21 protein-coding genes and 1 tRNA gene are annotated in these 19431 nt (G+C 63.0%); 9 read left to right on the top strand and 13 right to left on the bottom strand.

Annotated elements, in window-relative coordinates; all coding sequences use genetic code 11:
- Nucleotides 1-22 precede the first annotated feature (22 nt).
- A complete protein-coding gene (gene fabZ, locus EQG66_RS01540; RefSeq protein ID WP_129402936.1) occupies nucleotides 23-463 on the top strand; it encodes a 3-hydroxyacyl-ACP dehydratase FabZ in 441 nt (146 codons plus the stop codon).
- Nucleotides 464-574: 111 nt separating this feature from the next.
- Entirely contained in the window at nucleotides 575-799 is a 225-nt protein-coding gene (gene rpmE / locus EQG66_RS01535) for a 50S ribosomal protein L31 (RefSeq protein WP_129402759.1), read from the top strand.
- Between the two features lie 201 nt (nucleotides 800-1000).
- Here the strand turns inward: rpmE and dcd are convergent, their stop codons facing one another.
- From dcd to EQG66_RS01520, 3 genes are all read right to left on the bottom strand, one after another.
- The gene (gene dcd, locus EQG66_RS01530; protein WP_129402758.1) at nucleotides 1001-1555 is read right to left on the bottom strand and encodes a dCTP deaminase; all 555 of its coding nucleotides are present in this window, start codon (nucleotides 1553-1555) and stop codon (nucleotides 1001-1003) included.
- Nucleotides 1556-1630: 75 nt separating this feature from the next.
- Nucleotides 1631-2308 (bottom strand): GH25 family lysozyme, encoded by a 678-nt coding sequence (locus EQG66_RS01525; protein ID WP_164975556.1) that lies wholly within the window; start codon nucleotides 2306-2308, stop codon nucleotides 1631-1633.
- 20 nt (nucleotides 2309-2328) lie between these two features.
- Nucleotides 2329-2811 (bottom strand): UPF0262 family protein, encoded by a 483-nt coding sequence (locus EQG66_RS01520; RefSeq protein WP_129402935.1) that lies wholly within the window; start codon nucleotides 2809-2811, stop codon nucleotides 2329-2331.
- Between the two features lie 137 nt (nucleotides 2812-2948).
- Here EQG66_RS01520 and EQG66_RS01515 point away from each other — a divergent pair, with 137 nt between their 5' ends.
- A complete protein-coding gene (locus EQG66_RS01515) occupies nucleotides 2949-4436 on the top strand; it encodes a replicative DNA helicase (RefSeq protein ID WP_129402934.1) in 1488 nt (495 codons plus the stop codon).
- A gap of 16 nt (nucleotides 4437-4452) precedes the next feature.
- Here EQG66_RS01515 and EQG66_RS01510 read toward each other — a convergent pair whose 3' ends face one another.
- The 7 genes from EQG66_RS01510 to EQG66_RS01480 all read right to left on the bottom strand — a co-directional run bounded on the left by EQG66_RS01510 (nucleotide 4453) and on the right by EQG66_RS01480 (nucleotide 11340).
- Entirely contained in the window at nucleotides 4453-5235 is a 783-nt protein-coding gene (locus EQG66_RS01510) for a phosphoadenylyl-sulfate reductase (protein WP_129402756.1), read from the bottom strand.
- 3 nt (nucleotides 5236-5238) lie between these two features.
- Nucleotides 5239-5670 carry a DUF934 domain-containing protein gene (locus EQG66_RS01505; protein WP_129402755.1) on the bottom strand — a complete coding sequence of 144 codons (432 nt, stop codon included), beginning with the start codon at nucleotides 5668-5670 and terminating at the stop codon, nucleotides 5239-5241.
- Entirely contained in the window at nucleotides 5663-7294 is a 1632-nt protein-coding gene (locus tag EQG66_RS01500) for a nitrite/sulfite reductase (protein WP_129402754.1), read from the bottom strand. Before EQG66_RS01500 ends, EQG66_RS01505 begins: the two co-directional genes overlap by 8 nt.
- 1 nt (nucleotide 7295) lies before the next feature.
- A complete protein-coding gene (locus EQG66_RS01495) occupies nucleotides 7296-7592 on the bottom strand; it encodes a DUF2849 domain-containing protein (RefSeq protein ID WP_129402753.1) in 297 nt (98 codons plus the stop codon).
- The gene (cobA, locus tag EQG66_RS01490; RefSeq protein WP_129402752.1) at nucleotides 7589-8377 is read right to left on the bottom strand and encodes a uroporphyrinogen-III C-methyltransferase; all 789 of its coding nucleotides are present in this window, start codon (nucleotides 8375-8377) and stop codon (nucleotides 7589-7591) included. Before cobA ends, EQG66_RS01495 begins: the two co-directional genes overlap by 4 nt.
- Nucleotides 8378-8465: 88 nt before the next feature.
- A complete protein-coding gene (locus EQG66_RS01485; protein WP_129402751.1) occupies nucleotides 8466-9899 on the bottom strand; it encodes a succinylglutamate-semialdehyde dehydrogenase in 1434 nt (477 codons plus the stop codon).
- 46 nt (nucleotides 9900-9945) lie between these two features.
- Nucleotides 9946-11340 (bottom strand): protein adenylyltransferase SelO family protein, encoded by a 1395-nt coding sequence (locus tag EQG66_RS01480; protein ID WP_129402750.1) that lies wholly within the window; start codon nucleotides 11338-11340, stop codon nucleotides 9946-9948.
- Nucleotides 11341-11377: 37 nt separating this feature from the next.
- Here EQG66_RS01480 and EQG66_RS01475 point away from each other — a divergent pair, with 37 nt between their 5' ends.
- The 3 genes from EQG66_RS01475 (at nucleotide 11378) to EQG66_RS01465 (ending at nucleotide 14924) form a co-directional block, all read left to right on the top strand.
- Nucleotides 11378-12256: an alpha/beta fold hydrolase gene (locus tag EQG66_RS01475; RefSeq protein WP_129402749.1), complete on the top strand. Its 879-nt coding sequence runs from the start codon at nucleotides 11378-11380 to the stop codon at nucleotides 12254-12256.
- On the top strand, nucleotides 12249-13412 hold the full coding sequence (locus EQG66_RS01470; RefSeq protein WP_245987769.1) for a glycosyltransferase: 1164 nt from the start codon (nucleotides 12249-12251) through the stop codon (nucleotides 13410-13412). The genes EQG66_RS01475 and EQG66_RS01470 overlap by 8 nt, the downstream gene beginning before the upstream one ends.
- A gap of 108 nt (nucleotides 13413-13520) precedes the next feature.
- The gene (locus EQG66_RS01465) at nucleotides 13521-14924 is read left to right on the top strand and encodes an NAD(P)H-dependent flavin oxidoreductase (RefSeq protein WP_129402933.1); all 1404 of its coding nucleotides are present in this window, start codon (nucleotides 13521-13523) and stop codon (nucleotides 14922-14924) included.
- Between the two features lie 95 nt (nucleotides 14925-15019).
- On the opposite strand, the gene EQG66_RS01460 is transcribed toward EQG66_RS01465, so the two are convergent.
- A complete protein-coding gene (locus EQG66_RS01460) occupies nucleotides 15020-15739 on the bottom strand; it encodes an endonuclease/exonuclease/phosphatase family protein (protein WP_129402747.1) in 720 nt (239 codons plus the stop codon).
- Nucleotides 15740-15827: 88 nt separating this feature from the next.
- On the opposite strand from EQG66_RS01460, the gene radA reads away from it, so the two are divergent.
- Together radA and EQG66_RS01450 are read left to right on the top strand one after the other, a co-directional pair.
- Nucleotides 15828-17207 carry a DNA repair protein RadA gene (gene radA, locus EQG66_RS01455; protein WP_129402746.1) on the top strand — a complete coding sequence of 460 codons (1380 nt, stop codon included), beginning with the start codon at nucleotides 15828-15830 and terminating at the stop codon, nucleotides 17205-17207.
- 9 nt (nucleotides 17208-17216) lie between these two features.
- The gene (locus EQG66_RS01450; RefSeq protein ID WP_129402745.1) at nucleotides 17217-17783 is read left to right on the top strand and encodes a CvpA family protein; all 567 of its coding nucleotides are present in this window, start codon (nucleotides 17217-17219) and stop codon (nucleotides 17781-17783) included.
- 17 nt (nucleotides 17784-17800) lie between these two features.
- Here EQG66_RS01450 and EQG66_RS01445 read toward each other — a convergent pair whose 3' ends face one another.
- Nucleotides 17801-18079, bottom strand: a complete 279-nt coding sequence (locus tag EQG66_RS01445; protein WP_129402744.1) for a chorismate mutase — start codon at nucleotides 18077-18079, stop codon at nucleotides 17801-17803.
- A gap of 100 nt (nucleotides 18080-18179) precedes the next feature.
- On the opposite strand from EQG66_RS01445, the gene EQG66_RS01440 reads away from it, so the two are divergent.
- On the top strand, nucleotides 18180-19193 hold the full coding sequence (locus EQG66_RS01440) for a polyprenyl synthetase family protein (protein ID WP_129402743.1): 1014 nt from the start codon (nucleotides 18180-18182) through the stop codon (nucleotides 19191-19193).
- A 58-nt stretch (nucleotides 19194-19251) separates the two neighbouring features.
- Here EQG66_RS01440 and EQG66_RS01435 read toward each other — a convergent pair.
- Nucleotides 19252-19325, bottom strand: a tRNA-Gln gene (locus EQG66_RS01435).
- Nucleotides 19326-19431: the final 106 nt, after the last annotated feature.

Here is a 19431-nt window from a genome sequence, read left to right as displayed (position 1 = left end):
GGACGCGGGCACGCGCGGCCCGATGGACATCATCGCCGTGATGGCTGCGCTGCCACATCGCTATCCGATGCTGCTGATTGACCGTGTGGTCTCGATGGTGCCCAACACCTCGATCCACGCGGTCAAGGCGGTGTCGGTCAACGAGCCGTTTTTTCAGGGGCATTTCCCGGCTCGGCCAATCATGCCCGGTGTGCTGATCGTCGAAGCAATCGCGCAGGCGGCGGGGATTTTGGCAGTCGAGTCGCTGAGTTTGGCGGGTACAGGCAGGCTTGTCTATTTCATGGGGATAGACGGCGCGAAGTTTCGCCAGCCGGTGGAGCCAGGCTGCTTGGTAGATTTTCATGTCGAGTTCACGCAGGTGCGTGGCTCGATCTGTAAATTTGCGGGCAAGGCCTATGTCGAGGGCAAGCTATGCGCCGAGGCACAGTGCACCGCGATGATCTCAGAAGCTCCGAAAAACTGAGCTTCCGCGTATACTTCTTGCCATTCCCGGCATCTCCCGCTAAGGGCGGCGCTTAAATTTTCGTTCCCCACGCTTGAGGCCGGTCGGAACCGGCCACTTATGGAGCATGACATGAAGCAAGATACTCACCCCGATTACCATTTCATCACGGTGCAGATGACCGACGGTACCACCTTCCAGACCCGCTCGACCTGGGGCAAGGAAGGCGATACGATGGCGCTGGAAATCGACCCCAAGTCGCACCCGGCATGGACCGGCGGCACACGCAACATCGATCAGGGTGGCCAGGTTGCCCGCTTCAACAAGCGCTTCGGTGGGCTTACGCTCAAGAAGTAAGCGGTTTTCGCTTAGCATATACGAAGAGGGCGCCCGAAACGGCGCCCTTTTTGTTTGGGGGTCGGGTGGGAGGCGCCCACCTCATTTGACATGCTGAACTTGTTTCAGCATCTATTCCGCCACACGCGCCATTACCCGATTGGGAGAAATGGACCCTGAAACAAGTTCAGGGTGACGATCAATGCGAGGAATCCTCCCCCCTCACAGCCTCGGTAGCGTCACCCCCCGCTGCCCCATATATTTCCCTGCCCGGTCCGCATAAGTCACTTCGCACGGCTCGTTGCCCTTTAGGAACAGGAACTGGCACGCGCCTTCATTGGCGTAAATCTTGGCGGGCAGCGGCGTGGTGTTGGAGAATTCCAGCGTCACATGCCCCTCCCAGCCCGGCTCCAGCGGGGTGACGTTCACGATGATGCCGCAGCGCGCATAGGTCGATTTGCCAAGGCAAATGACAAGCACATCCTTTGGCACGCGGAAATACTCCACCGTGCGGGCCAGCGCAAAGCTGTTGGGCGGGATGATGCACACGTCGGTCTTGCGATCCACCAGCGATTTGCCGTCGAAATTCTTGGGGTCCACCACCGCGCTATCGACATTGGTGAAGATCTTGAACTCATCCGCCACCCGCGCGTCATAGCCATAGGAGGAGAGGCCGTAGCTGATGCAGCCATCGCGCTTTTGCCCGTCAACAAAAGGCTCGATCATGCCATGTGCCAGCGATTGTTCGCGTATCCAGCGGTCTGAAAGGATCGACATGCGATAAGTGGTCTCTTGTGTCGTTGATGGGGTATGGCAAGTGCCTAAACAGGAAAGCCTGCCCCCGCAAGTCCGTCAGGCTGATGGAGCGACCACTACCCATTCTACCGGCGTCTCGATGCCCTTCAGGCGACGCGCACTGTTCGCACTCCACATCACCCACGGATGGCTGGCGTAATCGGGCTTGAGGAACGCGCGGTCGAGCCAGAGGGTGCGGTTGAAGCGGGCGCTGATGGCATAGAGAGCTTCAGCCTCAGCGGAGACGTGCAACACGGCGGGCTTGCCCATATGCGCCTCGACGAGGTTGATGAGCGTGTTGAGTTCGCTCACCACCTTGTCTGCCCCCGGTGCGGGGGTGCAGGTGGGCGCGCCATCCAGTCTGATCGCGGGGGGTAAGGCTGCGGCGTCACGCGGCACCGTGGTGAGGAACACCGTCGCCTGGTCGCTGGCGCGACCGCAGGGGTCGAACAGGATCTCCGCGCCATAGCGGATGCCAGAGGTTTGCGCGCCTGCCAAATTGGTGGCGAAGCGGGCATCACGGCCCTGCCGTCCCATCACCGCGCGGATATAGACGAAGTCAGGATTGTGGACCGCCAAGCTGCCCCATTCGATCACGCCTTGAGTGGCCGAAAGCGCCACGCCCTGCATCGGATACTCCGTGCGGGCGGGTGCCCAATGTTGAGCCTGCCGCCATCCCATGCCGCCAAGCGCTACCAATAGCACAATCAGTATGAGCGCGATGACGGCGCGCATCCTCGCTCTGCCCGGTGCGCTCATTGCTTGATGTGGAGAACGCAGATCAGGGTAAACAGCCGCCGGGCGGTGTCGAAATCGACCTCAATCTTGCCGTCAAGCCGCTCGATCAGCGTTTCCGCCGCCTCGTTATGGATCGCGCGGCGGGCCATGTCGACCGTCTCGATCTGTTGCGCGGTCGCCTGTCTGATCGCCTGAAAGTACGAATCGCAGATCGCGAAATAATCCTTTATCGGGCGCCGGAACCGTCCAAGGCCGAGGATCACCGCCTCCAACGGGCTACCATCCTGCCGGTCGATCTCTATCACCAGCCGCCCCTCCTGCACAGAGAGACGCACCTTGTATGGGCCTGCATAGCCATCGTCATGCACCCGCACCGGCTTGAAGAAATTCTCCTCTAGCAGGTCAAAAATAGCGATCCGGCGCTCCTGCTCCACATCGGCGCTGCGCCAGATGATGCTCTCCTGATCGAGAGTGATGTCGATGATGCGCGGATCAGCCATTGGCAAGCAGTGCTGCGATGCAACGGAAAGATCAAGCGGATAGTTTTCCACATGATCGCGCAAGCTGCCCACAGGCATGATGTTTATTGCGCATGTCGCGCTTGCATCTGGAACCACATGGGTCGACAATCGCGCGCATGGCCGAAGCACTGAAACTGGTAGAGGCGCCTGCCGGCGCTGCGAAAGAACTCCCGCGCAATATCGAGGCGGAAGCCGCGCTTTTGGGCGCGCTCCTCATCGACAACCGAGTCGCGGAGGATGTGCAGATGAAGCTCAAGCCCGCGCATTTTTTCGAGCCGGTGCATGGCCGCATCTATGAGGCGATCCTGAAGCTGCTCGACAGGAACATGATTGCGAGTCCGGTGACGTTGAAGCCTATGCTCGATCAGGACGAGGCTTTGCGAGGCCTTGGGGGCTCGGCCTATCTGGTTCAATTGACCGCGAGCGGCGCGTCGCTGATTGGTGCACGCGATTTTGCGCAACAGATTTATGACCTTGCCCTGCTGCGCGAGCTGGTTGGCGTGGGGCGCGAGCTGGTGGAGAATGCGCTCGATACCAGCGAGGATGTCGACCCCAAGGCGCAGATCGAGGCGGCCGAGGTCGCGCTTTATCGCGTGTCTGAAGGGGAGGGCGAGGTCGGCTCGGTCAAAAACTTCCTCCAGGCTTCCACAATGGCGGTTCAGGTGGCAGAGCGGGCGCTCAACAGCGGCGGGCACGTCTCCGGTATCACCACGGGGATCGACAGCCTCAATGCCAAGATCGGCGGCCTGCATAATTCGGATCTTATGATCCTCGCCGGAAGGCCGGGTATGGGTAAGACCTCGCTCGCGACGAACATCGCCTATAATGCCGCATCGCGCTGGCTGCGGGATGAGGCGGATGGCATCCCGCCGGAGAAGAATCTGGGCGCGCGCACCGCGTTTTTCAGCCTCGAAATGTCCGCCGATCAGCTTGCGACCCGTATTTTGGCCGAGCAATCCGGCATATCGGGCGAAGCGCTGCGCATGGGCAAGATCAGCCGGGCGGAGTTTCAGAACCTCTCCCGCGCGGCGCGCGAGTTGCAGGAACTGCCGCTCTATATAGACGACACGCCCGGCCTCACGATCGCCGCGCTGCGCACCCGCGCCCGGCGGCTCAAACGGCGGCACAATGTCGGCTTTATTGTGGTGGACTATCTCCAGCTGCTGCAAGGCTCATCAAAGTCGGGCGACAACCGGGTGCAGGAAATTTCGGAGATCAGCCGAGGGTTGAAAACGCTGGCGAAGGAGCTGAACTGCCCGGTTCTCGCGCTATCCCAGCTCAGCCGTGCGGTCGAGAGCCGCGAGGACAAGCGGCCTCAGCTCTCGGACCTGCGCGAATCAGGCTCGATCGAGCAGGATGCGGACATGGTGTGGTTCGTGTTCCGCGAGGATTATTACGAGATGGCGAAAGAGCCGAAGATGGAGGACGAGGGCGCCTATGCCATCTGGCGCGAGAATATGGAGCGCATCCACGGCCTCGCGGAGCTGATCGTCGCCAAGCAACGCCACGGCGCCACCGGCAAGGTGCGCATGAAATTCGATGCCAAGACCACGAAATTCAGCGACCTCGCCGAGGGCGAATATGCCGATTACGGCTACGACTGAGAACTAGAAAACGTCCTCAAAACACAGGCATATTGGCGGGATCATCCGGGTCCGCGATTGGTGTAGAGGCAGTGTGGATGCCACATTCCACCTTGTCCCACCCGCGCCAGCGGCCGGCGCGCGGGTCTTCGCCCGGCAGCACCTTTGAGGTGCACGGCTCGCAACCGATAGAGAGATAGCCCTGAGCCTCCAGCGGGTGGCGTGGCAGGTCATGCTCCGCGAAATAGGCTTCCAGATCGTTCTTGGTCCAGTCGCCCAGCGGATTGAGCTTCAGCCGTCCGTCCTCGATCTCGAAGCGGGGGATGTTCTGGCGCGTGACGGACTGGAACGCCTTGCGACCGGAAATCCACGTATCCAGCCCGCTCTTGGCGCGGGCTAGTGGCTCTACCTTGCGGATGTCGCAGCAGCCATCGGGATCGAACGACCAGCGCAGGCCGTTTGAGTCCTTCGCCGCCAGCACATCCTCCAGCGGTGTCACCACGCGGCTGTCGGTAAATCCGAACGCGCGCATCAATGTCTCACGATAATCGAGCGTTTCGGGGAACATCTTCAGCGTATCGACGAAGATCACCGGCACGCTTGTGTCTGCCTGCGCCACGAGGTGGAGCAGCACCGCGCTCTCCGTGCCGAAAGACGAGACGACCGCCACCTTGCCCAGCAGTTTTTCCGAAAACAGCGCCCGCAACATCGAGAGCGTATCGATACCCTCAAAGCGCGTATTGAGGGCGTCCGCATCGGCCTGTGTGAAGGCGGGGCGGGCGTCGATCACGTCAATCTGGCGGGCGGCGGTGGCAGTCATTGCTCAGGCGTCCTCGTGCCGCTTGGCCCAAATGGGGGTGCGGCCATCAATGGTTTTTTGATAGACATCCGGATAGCGGGCGAAGGCGGCCTCGACGTCGGCATCATCCAGCGGGGCATTGGGCTTGAAGCTGTCAAACCCGCAGCGGCGCATATAGGCAAGCTGATCGATCAGCACATCGCCGACGGCGCGCAGCTCGCCCGTGTATCCGCTTTCGCGCAGGATTTGTGCGGCGCTATAGCCACGGCCATCGGTATAGGCCGGGAAGTTCACCTCGACGAGCGAGATGCGATCAAGCTGACCCAGCAGCAGGCGCGCATCCTCGCCCGGCTCGATCCGCACGGCGGTGGCGTTGGACTGGCCCGCGAAGGATTCCAGCGTGACGACGGGCTCCTGCGTTGCTTCGTCTGAGCGCAGAGTAATGAAATCAGCCATAAATCGCTTCCTTGAACGGGGCCATGCCAAGACGGCGGTAGGTATCGAGGAACCGCTCGCCCTCCGTACGCTCCCGCAGATACAGATCAGTGGCTTTCTCGACCGCGTCGACAATGCCGTTTTCATCAAAGCCGGGGCCGGTGATCGTGCCCAGCGAGCAATCCTCCGCGCCCGATCCGCCGAGCAGGAGCTGGTAATTCTCCGTGCCCTTGCGATCGACGCCGAGGATGCCGATGTGGCCGGCATGATGATGGCCGCAGGCGTTGATGCAGCCGGAGATTTTGAGCTTCAGCTCGCCGATCTCTGCGTCTCTACCGTTCGAAGCAAACCGGGATGCGATCTTTTGTGCGACCGGGATAGAGCGGGCGTTGGCCAGCGAACAGTAATCGAGGCCGGGGCACGCGATGATATCCGTCACCAGATCAAGATTCGGTTCACCAAGGCCGTTCGCCTCCAGCTCTTTCCACAGGGCGTAGAGGTCCGCCTTCTTTACATAAGGCAGCACGATGTTCTGCGCGTGGGTGACGCGCAGTTCATCGAGCGAATAGCGCTCTGCAAGGTCTGCCATCAGCTCTATCTGGTCGGCCGAAGCATCGCCGGGGATGCCGCCAATGGGCTTGAGGCTGATATTGGCGATGGCATAGCCGGGCTGCTTGTGCGCCGTGACGTTGCGATCCACCCACAGCGCGAAGTCCGGGTCCGAACGGTCGAGATCGTCCGACAGGCCGCTTTCATAGGCGGGGGTGGCGAAATGCGCCGCAATCCGTGCCAGCTCTTCGCGCGGGGGATTGAGGCCCAGTGCCTTCATGTGCGCAAATTCCTCGGCCACCTGGCGGCGATATTCCTCGACGCCCAGTTCGTGCACCAGAATCTTGATGCGCGCCTTGTACTTGTTGTCGCGGCGGCCATAGCGGTTGTACACGCGCAGGCATGCCTCGACATAAGAGATGATTTCATCTTCGGTTATGAACGCATTGATTTCAGGTGCTACTATCGGCGTCCGCCCCATGCCGCCGCCCACGAACACGCGCGCGCCAATGACGCCGTCCTTCTTCACCAGCTCCAGCCCGATGTCATGCAGGCGCATCGCCGCGCGATCTTGCGCCGAGGCGATCACGGCGATCTTGAACTTGCGGGGCAGATAGCTGAACTCCGGGTGGAAGCTGGACCACTGGCGCAGCAGCTCTGCCCAGGGGCGGGGGTCTGCCACCTCGTCTGCCGCAACACCGGCATATTGATCGGAGCTGATGTTGCGGATGCAGTTGCCGCTGGTCTGGATCGCGTGCATCTCGACACTCGCCAGATCGGCCAGGATATCCGGCGCGTCAGACAGCTTGATCCAGTTGTACTGAATGTTCTGTCGCGTGGTGAAGTGGCCATAGCCGCGGTCATATTTGCGGGCGATATGCCCCAGCATGCGCATCTGCTTGCCAGACAGCGTGCCATACGGCACCGCGACGCGCAGCATGTAGGCGTGGAGCTGAAGATAGAGGCCGTTCATCAGGCGCAAGGGACGAAACTGCTCCTCCGTCAGCTTGCCTTCAAGGCGGCGGGCTACCTGATCGCGAAACTCCGCCACGCGGGCATCGACCATGGCCTGATCGTAATTGTCATACTGATACATCTTAAATCACCCACGCTGTAAGGTCGCCCGCTTCGGGCTTCAGGGTCAGGTCCGGACGCACGGTGGGGCCGAGGCCGCGAATACGCTCCTTGATATGGGCGGGGCGGGGGCCGTCTGCGGTCTGCTCGGCATCCACGACGTAAGCGCCGACGACATGCCGCGCGGCTTCCTCACGCTTGCCGATGTCCTCGCCATCCGCGCCTGTATCCACCGCTTGCTCCAGCAGGCGGCTCCAGCCATCGCCTGCCCACCAGACGACATCGCCGGTCGCGAGATCGTTTGCCGTTAAAATCTTCACGCTGCTTTCTCCCTTGCTCGGTCTGCCATTGACCGTAGCGATTGTTCCTCGGCCCTGCCCGCCACTTCGCCAATGACGATAAGCGCCGGGCTGACCACCTGTTCCGTTTCAACGATATACGCGAGTTCTGACAGCGCCCCGCGCAGCACCCGGCTGTCCGATCGTGTGCCCTTTTCGAGCACAGCGACCGGGATATCTGGCGACAGCCCGTCAGCGATCAGTTTTTCGGCGATCAGTGGCGCGGAGGCGATGCCCATATAGATGACAAGCGTGCGGTCTTTTCCCGCCAGCCCCGCCCAATTCTGCTCGGCCAGCCCCTGGCACTGCCCGGCGACAAAGGTGACGGCGCTCGACAAGCCACGATGGGTGAGCGGCAGGCGCGCTTCCGCTGCGCAACCAACAGCGGCACTGACGCCCGGCACCACCTCAACCGTGACACCGGCGGCGGTGCAGGCGTCCATTTCCTCGCCACCACGGCCAAAGATGAAGGGATCGCCGCCCTTGAGGCGCACCACATCGCGCCCGGCCAGCGCCTCGCGCACCAATAGCGCGTTAATCTCTTCCTGCGGCAATGTGTGGCGCGCCCGACTTTTGGCGACCGAGATCAGCTCTGCTCCTTGTGGTGCCAGCGCCAAAATCGCTTCGTCGACCAGCCCGTCATGCACAATAAGGTCTGCCCCGCCGATCAACCGCGCAGCGCGCAGCGTCAGTAGCTCCGGGTCTCCCGGACCCGCGCCAACGAGATATACCGTCCCGCGCACTAAAGAGGATGGAACTTCGGCCATGTTCGGGAGATGGCGCGATGCGGATCATTTCGCAACGCAAAATGATTTTGGCACTGCCAAGCAAAACTATTGTTGGCGATAAGGGCGCTTAATCGCCCATGCCGCTCGTGTCGATAGGCGTCAAACCAATGCCGATGCTGGCGCGCGGCTGATCCGCCTCCGAGGACGTAACCGGATAGGCGCAGAAATCCGCAGCGTGGCCACCTGCCGGGCGATGATTGCCCGACACACCAACGCCGCCGAAAGGCGCGGAGCCGCCTATGCCGAAGGTTGGGCCGTTCCAGTTGATGATCCCGGCGCGAACCTGCCGCCAGAACTGCTCATAATGCTGGGGTGAGCCGCCTATGAGCGCGGCGGAGAGCCCATAGCGCGTGGCGTTCGCCTCCTTGATCGCGTCGTCGAAATTTTCGACGCGGATGAGCTGCAGGATTGGGCCGAAAAGCTCGATGTCAGGCCGCTCAACCACCTGAGTCACGTCGATAAGCGCGGGGGTGAGGAACGGACGCGTCGCATCCGGCCTGCCCAAATGCACCAGAGGCCGCCCGCCCATGCTCATCAGCGCCATGAAGCTCTCGCCCAGCCCGTCCGCCGTTTCGTTGTCGATCACCGGCCCCATGAACGGCGCCGGGCTGGCGTGAGGCGGACCGACTATCAGACGCGCAATCAGCTTACGCAACTCGGCGATGATACCGCTGGTCAGACTATCCTTGACGATCAGCCGCCGCGCGGCGGTGCAGCGTTGGCCGGATGTCCCATAGGCGGACTGCACGATGATGGCGGCGGCGGCGGCGAGGTCCGGCGTGTCCCACAGGATCAGAGGATTATTCCCACCCATCTCCAGCGCGACGATCTTCTCCGGGTAGGCGCCGAGCGCGCGGTTGATGGCGATGCCAGTTCGTGCCGAGCCGGTGAACAGCACGCCGTTGACGCCTTCATGCCTCACCAAGGCCTTGCCTTCATCCGGCCCGCCAACAAGCAGACGCACCACATCACGCGGCACTCCGGCCTCATAAAATAGTTCAATGAGCATCGCGCCGCTCGCGGGCGTCTTTTCCGAAGGCTTGAACACCACAGCATTGCCCGCAATCAGCGCCGGGATGATCTGGCCTGCAGGCACATCCGCCGGGAAGTTATAGGGGCCGATTACAGCCACAACGCCATGCGGCTTGTGGCGCACGGACTGGCGGCTGTTCATCGCGCCGTCCATGCGTTTTTGCCCGGTGCGCTCGGAATAGGCGGATATGTGCATATCCACCCGTGCGATGACGGAGGAAACCTCCATCCGCGCTTCCCACAATGGTTTGCCAGTTTCGCGCGCGATAAGGTCACACAGCGTATCCTCTCGCCCCCGCACGGCGTTGGCAAAGCGGCGCATCGCTTCCATACGAGTGGTAACGGGCTGCGCTGCCCACAGCGGCCAGGCGGACGCGGCGCGTTCCACCTCCGTATCGACATCGCCTTGCAACCCTTCCCACAGCAATGCACCCGTAGCGGGCTCAAAGGACTGGAGATTTTCTATCATTACCCCATGATATGCCCGATTTTTGAGCGCGAGGGAAGCGGGGCTATTACGCCTGCGACATGGCTTCGCGCAGCATATTGATTTCCGCGATCTTGGCGTCGAGAGGGCTCCAGTCGTCGCGCCCGTCTATCGCCGCCCAGATCGCCTCCACCTCGTCGATATGCATGGAGCAAGGGGCGTTGCCCTGCCAATAGGGATGTCTGGCGGCGGCGGGGTTGGCGAACGGCGCGATCTGTTGACGAAATTCCGCCCACTCCGGCCCGGCATAGCGGCCTGCCGCTTCGGGATTGCGCAGCGTGCCACCGCGCCAGTCAAAGAAGAAACGGTCTACTGGCGTCTTGCTCTCCATCATCGCGCGCACCGCGCTTTCGGTAAGAGCAGAAGTTACGTTGATATCGCGCTCTGCTACACCCAGCCTCCAGCAGAAGCGCCGACGCATCGCCGCAGCGTAGAGATCGGGAAACAGATTGAGAGCCTCTACCAGTGGCTCTGTCTCCGAAAGCGTGCGCAAGGATAGCGCGAGTTGCGCTACATCCCAGTGGATCGCTTCCGCCTGCCGTGCGAACGCATATAGTCCCTGATGATCGAAATAGGCGGCGGTAAAGCCGGGCTCCCAGAGCGGCGTAAAGCGCCAGGGGCCATAGTCGAAGCTCTCGCCGGTGACGTTGATATTGTCGCTGTTGAGGACGCCATGAACAAATCCCGCGATCATATAGCTGGCAGCTAGGTCTGCCGTGCGCTCGACCACGAGGCCGAGAAGCTGAGCGGCCGGGTTGTCGCCCGGCGTGGTGTTGTAAAGCTTCGTTAGCGCATAATCGGTCAGTGCCTCCAGCAGAGCCTCGTCCTGAAGTGCCGCTGCGCGCTGAAAACTGCCGATACGAATATGGGAGTGCGACAGCCGCACCAGCACCGCGCCACGGGTGGGCGATGGTTCGTCGTTGCGCTCAAGCGCCTCGCCGGTCTCGATTAGCGAGAAGGTCTTGGAAGTATGTACGCCCAGCGCCTCCAGCATTTCGGTCGCCAGTATCTCGCGTACCCCGCCTTTCAGCGTCAGGCGCCCATCGCCAAAGCGGCTGTAAGGCGTCTGGCCTGATCCCTTGGTGCCAAGGTCCATGAGTCGGCCGAGATGATCACGCATCTGGGCGAACAGGAAGCCGCGCCCGTCGCCGATATCCGGGTTATACACGCGGAACTGATGGCCGTGATATCGCAGTGCCAGCGGTTTCTCCAGACTGCCCTCAAGCGATGCGAACCGCCCGAAATGATCGATCCACTCCGTATCGCTCAACCCCGCAAGCCCGATGCTCTGTGCCCAGCGATCGTTCCGATAGCGCAGAATGTGGTGCGGGAAAGATGCGGGAGCGACCGGATCACCGATGCCGGTGACATCGAGGATTTCGCGCGCGGGAGTGAATTTCGCGGGTTGCGGGCTGAGGATCATGCGTCAATATGGGGGGCGAGGCAGGCAGGGATCAAGTATGGCGCGCTATGAGGACAAATATTGGTGGTCGAACGATGGCCTGCGCCTGCATTACCGCGACTTTGCGGCGTACGCGGGGAATGACGCCCGCCCGGCGCTGCTTTGTCTGCCGGGGCTGACCCGCAACGCGCGGGATTTCGCCAATCTTGCGGAACGCTATGCGGGGGCATGGCGGGTGATCTGCCCGGAGATGCGCGGGCGGGCCGAAAGCGCCTATGCGAAGGACCCGATGACTTACGTGCCGCTCACTTATGTGCAGGATCTCGAACGGCTGCTGACTGACCTCGCGCTCAAGCGGTTCGTTGCCATCGGCACCTCGCTTGGCGGGATCATGACGATGATCATGGCGCCCACGCATCGGGACAGGCTGGCGGGCGCGCTGCTCAACGACATCGGCCCAACGATCGAGAAGGCGGGGCTGGATCGCATCCGCGCCTATGTCGGTTCGGGCGGGGGCTATCCCACCTGGGTGCATGCTGCGCGGGCGCTGGCAGAGAATCAGGGAGATATATATCCGGGCTATGGGCTGGAGGACTGGCTGGCAATGGCGAAGCGGCTTTACCGGCTGAACAACCACGGGCGGATCGTGCTGGATTATGATTTGCGCATTGCCGAGCCGCTGAAAGTGCCGGGCAACGAGGCGGGAGTGGACATGTGGCCGGTATTGACGGCTTTCCGCGATTTTCCATGCCTTTTTCTACGTGGAGAGTGTTCTGACATCATGAGCGAGGCGACCGCGTGTAGGATGTTGGAAACTGTTGGAAATAGCGCGGAGCTGGTGACGGTGCCGGGCGTGGGCCATGCGCCGACGCTGGACGAGCCCGAAGCGGTGGCAGCGATCGACCGGCTGTTGGAGCGGGTGCTCGCGCGTGCCTGAACGGTCGGAAACGCCGCCGCGCATCCTGCACCTTCACAGCGGCTTCAACCTTGGCGGCAAGGAGGCGCGGGCGGTGCGCCTGATGAACCACTGGGGCGGGAGGGCGCACCACACGATCATCAGCGCCGATCACGCCGCGATGGGCGCGCGCGACGCCATCTCACCCATAGTCCCCTGCGCCTTCCCGATGGACTCCGCCCCCTCGCTCAATGGCCTGCCGGGATTACGGCGCTATCTCGAATGGGCGCGATACATGCGCAATTTCGATCTCATCCTCACCTATAACTGGGGTTCGATGGACGGGGTGATGGCGCACCGCATCTTCAGCCCCTTCGTGTGCCTGCCGCCGCTGATCCACCACGAAGATGGCTTCAACGAGGACGAAGCCGAGCGCCTGAACCCCAAGCGCAACCTGTTCCGGCAGGCGGCGCTGGCGCGCGCATCCGCGCTTGTGGTGCCCTCGCGGGTGCTGGAAGACATCGCACAGGGCGCATGGGCGCAGCCCAAGCGCCGGGTCGTGAGGATTTCCAACGGCATTGACGTTGCCGCCTATGAGGTGCCGCCGAAAGCCGACGCAATCCCCGGCCTTGCGGCGCAACGGGGCGTCGTCACCATCGGCACGCTCGCCGGTTTGCGCGCGGTCAAGAACCTGCCCCGCCTCGTGCGCGCCGCCGCGCCGCTTGGGGATAAGGGCCGGCTCGTGATCGTCGGCGAGGGGCCGGAGCGAGACGCGATTGTCGCGCAGGCGCGCGCGCTAGGCTTTGAAGACCGCCTCATCCTGCCCGGCTTCATGACGAACCCGGCGCAATTCATCGGCCTGTTCGACATTTTTGCGCTGTCGTCTGACAGCGAACAGTTCCCGATATCGTTGGTGGAGGCGATGGCGGCTGGCCTGCCGGCGGTGTCCACCGATGTCGGCGATGTGCGCAATATGGTGACGGAGGAGAACCTGCCGTTCATCGTGCCGGTGCGGGATGAACACCGGTTCGCCAGTGCGCTGATGCGGCTTGCAGGCGATGCGGACCTGCGCGCCACCCTGGGCGCCGCCAACCGGAAGAAGGCGCGCGCCGAATATGGACAGGCGGAGATGCTCTCTCGCTATGCGGCGCTTTATACCCAGGCAATGGGCCGCCCCGGAGTGCTTTCAGGGGGGTGAGCAGCTGCGTTCTGCCTTCCCTCACTTTTTCCATGCGCGTCCCATAAAAGTTGCTATAGGCGGCGTTTCACCCGGCGTATCCGGGGTCGCGGTTAGGAGCTGGTGATAGTGTTCAAGGGGTTGAAGCCCATTAATTACGGCGGGCGGGAAGTGTGGCCGCTGGTCGAGGGTGGCAAAGGTGTCGCCGTTTCCAATCATTCCAGTTCCGGCGCGTGGGCGGCTGCTGGCGGCATCGGCACCGTCTCTGCCGTCAACGCAGACAGCTATGACGCGGATGGCAACCCGATCCCGCAGATCTATCATGGGCGCACCCGGCGCGAGCGGCACGACGAGCTGGTCGCCTATGCTATCGAGGGCGGGGTGGAGCAGGTGACGCGCGCGCATGAGATTGCGGGCGGCAAAGGCGCGATCAACATCAATGTGTTGTGGGAAATGGGCGGCGCGCAGCAGGTGTTGCATGGCGTGCTGGAGCGCACGCGCGGCATGGTTGCGGGTGTAACCTGCGGCGCGGGCATGCCCTACAAGCTTAGCGAGATCGCCGCGCATTATGGCGTCTATTATCTCCCTATCGTCAGCTCTGGCCGTGCGTTTCGCGCGCTGTGGAAGCGGTCTTACTCCAAGGCGGCGGAGTGGCTGGCGGCGGTGGTCTATGAAGACCCGTGGCTGGCGGGCGGGCACAACGGCCTTTCCAATGCCGAAGACCCGCTGAAGCCTGAAGATCCCTATCCGCGTGTGAAGGCGCTGCGCGATGTGATGCGCGAAGGCGGCATTTCAGACGAAGTGCCGATCGTGATGGCGGGTGGCGTGTGGTATCTGCGTGAGTGGGACAACTGGATCGACAACCCGGAGCTGGGCAGCATCGCCTTCCAGTTCGGCACTCGCCCGCTGTTGACTCAGGAAAGCCCGATCCCGCAGCTGTGGAAAGACCGGCTGACCCAGCTCAAGGAGGGTGATATCCTCCTCCATCGCTTTTCGCCCACCGGCTTTTATTCGTCCGCCGTGCGCACGCCGTTTCTGCGCAGCCTTGAAGGGCGGTCAGAGCGGCAGATTGCCTTTTCGCTGGAGCATGCGGGCGACCATACCTATCAGCTCGATGTGGGTGTGAAGGGCAAGAATTTCTGGGTCACGCCCGGCGATCTGCTGCGCGCGCGCGAGTGGTTTGGCGCGGGCTACACCAGCGCGCTGAAGACGCCGGACAACACGCTCGTCTTCGTCACCGACGCCGAGCGCGCCGAAATCCGCAAGGACCAGACGGATTGCATGGGCTGTCTCTCCCATTGCGGTTTTTCGAGCTGGAAGGATTATGACGACTACACCACCGGGCGGCTCGCCGATCCGCGCAGCTTCTGCATCCAGAAAACCCTGCAGGACATCGCGCATGGCGGAGACCCGGACCGCAACCTGATGTTCGCCGGGCACAGCGCGTTCAGGTTCGGGCAGGATCCGTTCTATTCCAACGGCTTTGTGCCGACGGTGAAGCAGCTCGTCGACCGCATATTGACGGGAGATTGAGCCGCGTGCTCCTGCGCAGGCAGGAGCCCAGGGTATTGGACGCCGCGCCTCGCACTCTGGGTTCCTGCCTGCGCAGGAACACTTGGGTGCGGGCTTCAGGCGATGGTAAAATCCGCCCAGATCGGCAGATGATCGGACGCGCGGCGGGCGAGGGCGCTGTCATGCACCCCCGCCGCCACCGCCTCCAGCCGGTCGCAGTGCAAAATCCGGTCGAGCCGCGCCACGGGCCTGCGCGCATGAAAGCTCTTGCCCGTCTCCGCGAACCGGAAATGGCGCGCGAAATCGGCGAGGCAGCCGCGCTCGGCGCTCCATTCGTTCAGATCTCCCGCCAGCACGGTCGGCATTGCGGGCAGATGCGCCTGCGCATGAACGATCGCCGCTGCCTGCCGCCTGCGCCATAGGCCGGAAAGATCGAGGTGCATGCCGATCAGCCTTAGTGTAAATCCATTCAGCTCGACCTCGGCCAGCACGGCTCCGCGCGGTTCCAGGCAGGGCAGGTGAATGATGTCGGATTGGCGTAACTCCGCCGATTTGCGCAGCAGGATCGCGTTGCCGTGCCAGCCGATACTGTCGGACTGCACATTCAGGGGCGCAGCGCGATAGGCGCTGTGCGACTCCAGCAGCACGGGGGGCAGGGCGGCGGTGCGCAGGCCAAAGCGCCGGTCTGCCTCCTGCAGCACGACAATATCGGCGTCGATCTCTGCCAGCACGGCCAGAATCCGCTCCGGGTTGCGGCGGCGGTCTGTGCCGATGGCCTTGCGGATGTTATAGCTGGCAATGCGGACGCTGTCGGGTCGGCGTGTGGAGAGGGGCATCGTTGCCCAATGCCCCAAGCCCGGTCCCGTTTCCAGCGCGATGTCGATTTCCCCTTGATGTTCCTGAAATGTTCTGCATAGTGGCGGCATGGCGAAGGCGAAAAAGACATTCACATGCCAGCAGTGCGGCGGCACATCGCCGCGCTGGCAGGGGCAGTGCGACGATTGCGGCGGCTGGAACACTCTGGTTGAGGAAGCCGCGCCTACCGTCTTTGCCGCGCGGCATGATCTGCAAAAGGGCGGGCGGGCGCTGATGCTCACCACGCTTGATAGCGAGATTGCCCTACCCGAACGCGCGGCGACCGGCATTGCCGAGTTCGACCGGGCGCTGGGCGGCGGGCTGGTGGCGGGCAGCGCGACGCTGATCGGCGGTGATCCGGGCATCGGCAAATCGACCTTGCTGCTGCAAACCGCGGCGCAGATGGCGCGGGCTGGCCTCAGCGTCGCCTATATCAGCGGTGAGGAGGCGGCCGATCAGGTGCGGCTGCGCGCGCGGCGGCTGGGGCTGGGCGATGCGCCGGTCCTGCTCGCCAGCGCCACCTCTGTGCGGGATATTTTGACCACGGTGGGCGGGGCAGGGCCGGATGGCGCCGCGCCCGATCTGCTGGTGATCGACTCGATTCAGACGATGCACTCTGACCTGATAGACAGCGCGCCCGGCACCGTGAGCCAGGTGCGCGCCTCGGCTCAGGAGCTGATCCGCTTTGCCAAGGAAAGCGGCACCGCGCTGGTGCTTGTGGGCCATGTGACCAAGGATGGCAGCATCGCCGGGCCGCGCGTGCTGGAGCATATGGTCGATACCGTGCTCGCCTTCGAGGGCGAGCGCAGCCACCAGTATCGCATTTTGCGCGCGCTCAAGAACCGCTTTGGCGGCACGGACGAGATTGGCGTGTTCGCTATGGTGGAGCAGGGGCTGGAACAGGTGCCCAATCCCAGCGCGCTGTTCCTTACCGACCGTGCCGAGAGCGTGGCCGGCGCAACTGTGTTTCCGGCACTAGAGGGCACACGCCCGGTGCTGGTCGAGATTCAGGCGCTCACCGTGCGGCTGCAAAGCGGGGCGACGCCGCGCCGCGCGGTTGTGGGGTGGGACAGCGGGCGGCTTGCGATGCTGCTCGCGGTGCTGGAGTCGCGCTGTGGATTGAGCTTTGCCAATTGCGAGGTCTATCTCAACGTTTCCGGCGGATACAAGATCGCGGAACCGGCGGCAGACCTTGCGGTCGCGGCGGCGCTTGTCTCCGCGCTGGCGGAAAAGCCGGTGCCGACTGGCGCGATCTTCTTTGGCGAGGTGGCGCTGTCTGGCGAGATTCGTCCCGTCTCGCACGCCCCGCTCCGCCTGCGCGAGGCGAAGAAGCTAGGGTTCGAGATGGCGGGCGTGCCCGCCAACATCAGCGCGGAGGAAAGCGGCCTCAAAGTACAAGGCTATCGCGCGCTCTCGCAATATGTTGACCGGGTGCTGGGGCGCGGCTAGCGAAGGTGCATGACCGCGCTCGATATGGCCTTGCTGCTTTTGATGGGGGGAATGGCCGTGATGGGCTTTCTCCGGGGTTTTGTGCAGGAGGTGCTGTCTCTCCTCGCCTGGGGCGTGGCGGTGATCGCGGTGCGCCTGTTCCTCGCGCCGGTGGCGGACCTTGCGGGGCTGTGGATCGGCGCGGGTGCTGCGGCCTCTTTGCTCGCATTTGCGGGGCTGTTTGCGCTCACCTTTTTCGCGGGCAAGCTGATCGCGGGCAAGGTGGGGCAGGGGGTGCGCTCTTCGCTTGTCGGGCCGGTGGACAGGGTGCTCGGCGCGGGCTTTGGCGCATTGAAAGGGCTGGTGATCGCGACGCTCGCCTTTCTTGCCTTCTCGCTCGGCTATCAGTTCTTCTTTGGCAAGGAGGGCGGTCTGCCTGGCTGGATCAGCACCTCGCGCAGCTTCCCGCTGTTGAACGCCAGCGGAGAGGCGATGAGCCAGATGATCGGCCGCCGGATGGACGATACCGAAACGCCTGAGCCAGAGCCGGATGCAGCCTCAAGCCCCTCGCTCGCGGACGAAGAAAGCGCGATATAGGGCGCTGGGCGCCTAGCTCAGCCTTCGCGTATCTGCTGGTGGTGGCGGATCACCTCATCAATGATGAAACGCAGGAATTTCTCCGCGAACACCGGGTCTAGCTGCGCATCCGCCGCAAGCTGGCGCAGCCGCGCGATCTGCCGCTCCTCGCGCCCCGGATCGGCGGGGGGCAGCGCATGCTCGGCCTTGTGGCGGCCCACCGCCTGCGTCACCTTGAACCGCTCGGCCAGCATATAGATGAGCGCCGCGTCGATATTGTCGATGCTCTGCCGATACTGCTCCAGCGATTCGCTCACCGCCACTCTCCCCTGTTGATCAAGCGCCTTTTTGCCGCTGGGAAGCGCGGGCGCAAGGGTTAAGACTTGCCTTTGGCGCATGAGGGCGTAAATCCCCGCCATGACTGCAACCATTCACCGCATTGGCCGCGCCACGCCGCCCTCGCTCGATCCGCTGATGACCCTCGTGGCGGAGGATATGAACAGCGTCAACGCCGTGATTCTCGACCGGATGCAGTCGCGCATCCCGCTGATCCCGGAGCTGGCGGGCCATCTGATCGCGGGTGGCGGCAAGCGCATGCGCCCGATGCTCACGCTCGCCTGTGCGCGCCTCATCCAGTATATGGGCACGCGCCACCACAAGCTTTCCGCCGCGGTGGAATTCATCCACACCGCGACGCTGCTGCATGACGATGTGGTCGATGGCTCTGGCATGCGGCGCGGGCGCAAGACGGCGAACATCATCTGGGGCAACAGCGCCAGCGTGCTGGTGGGGGATTTCCTGTTCAGCCGCAGCTTTGAGCTGATGGTGGAGGATGGTTCGCTGAAGGTGCTGAAAATCCTCTCTCATGCCTCCGCCGTGATTGCGGAGGGCGAGGTGAACCAGCTTTCCGCCCAGCGCCGGATCGAGACCGACGAAGAGCAATATCTCGATATCATCAATGCCAAGACGGCCGCGCTGTTTGCCGCCGCCTGCCGCATCGCCGCCGTGGTGGCGGAGAAGGACGAAGCGCAGGAGCAGGCGCTGGATACCTATGGCCGCCATCTTGGCATCGCGTTTCAGCTGGTGGACGATGCTATCGACTATGCGTCTGACGAGGCGACGATGGGCAAGGACGCGGGCGATGACTTCCGCGATGGCAAGGTGACGCTGCCCGTCATCCTCGCTTATGCGCGCGGCAATGACGAGGACCGGGCCTTCTGGCGCGCGGCGATTGCCGGGCACAAGATCTCTGACGACGATCTGGCGCATGCAACAGCGCTGCTGCGGCGCTCCGGCGCGATTGACGACACGCTCGCCCGCGCCCGCCATTATGGCCAGCGCGCGACGGATGCACTCGGCATTTTTCCCGCCAGCAAGGCAAAGGACGCGCTGATCGAGGCGGTAGAGTTCGCGATTGCGCGGGCGTATTGACAGGCCGTCTGCGCAATGGAGCGCACAGCACTGTAATCCGGCATAAATTTTGTAAGGTTGGATGCCCCGCGAGGATTCGAACCTCGATTGACGGAGTCAGAGTCCGTAGTCTTACCTTTAGACGACGGGGCAACGGAGGCGTCGATCTAGGCGGGCGCGTCGGCGCTGTCAAGGCGAGAGACGCCGGATTCTCCCGCCGCTGCATCGCTCACTGCCCGCACGGCTTGCGCATGGCGCG

Source organism: Sphingobium fluviale (assembly GCF_004122115.1).
In the GTDB taxonomy this organism is placed as follows: domain Bacteria; phylum Pseudomonadota; class Alphaproteobacteria; order Sphingomonadales; family Sphingomonadaceae; genus Sphingobium; species Sphingobium fluviale.
The sequence above is the reverse complement of the archived record's forward strand: the minus strand, read 5'-3'. Positions and strand labels throughout refer to the sequence as shown.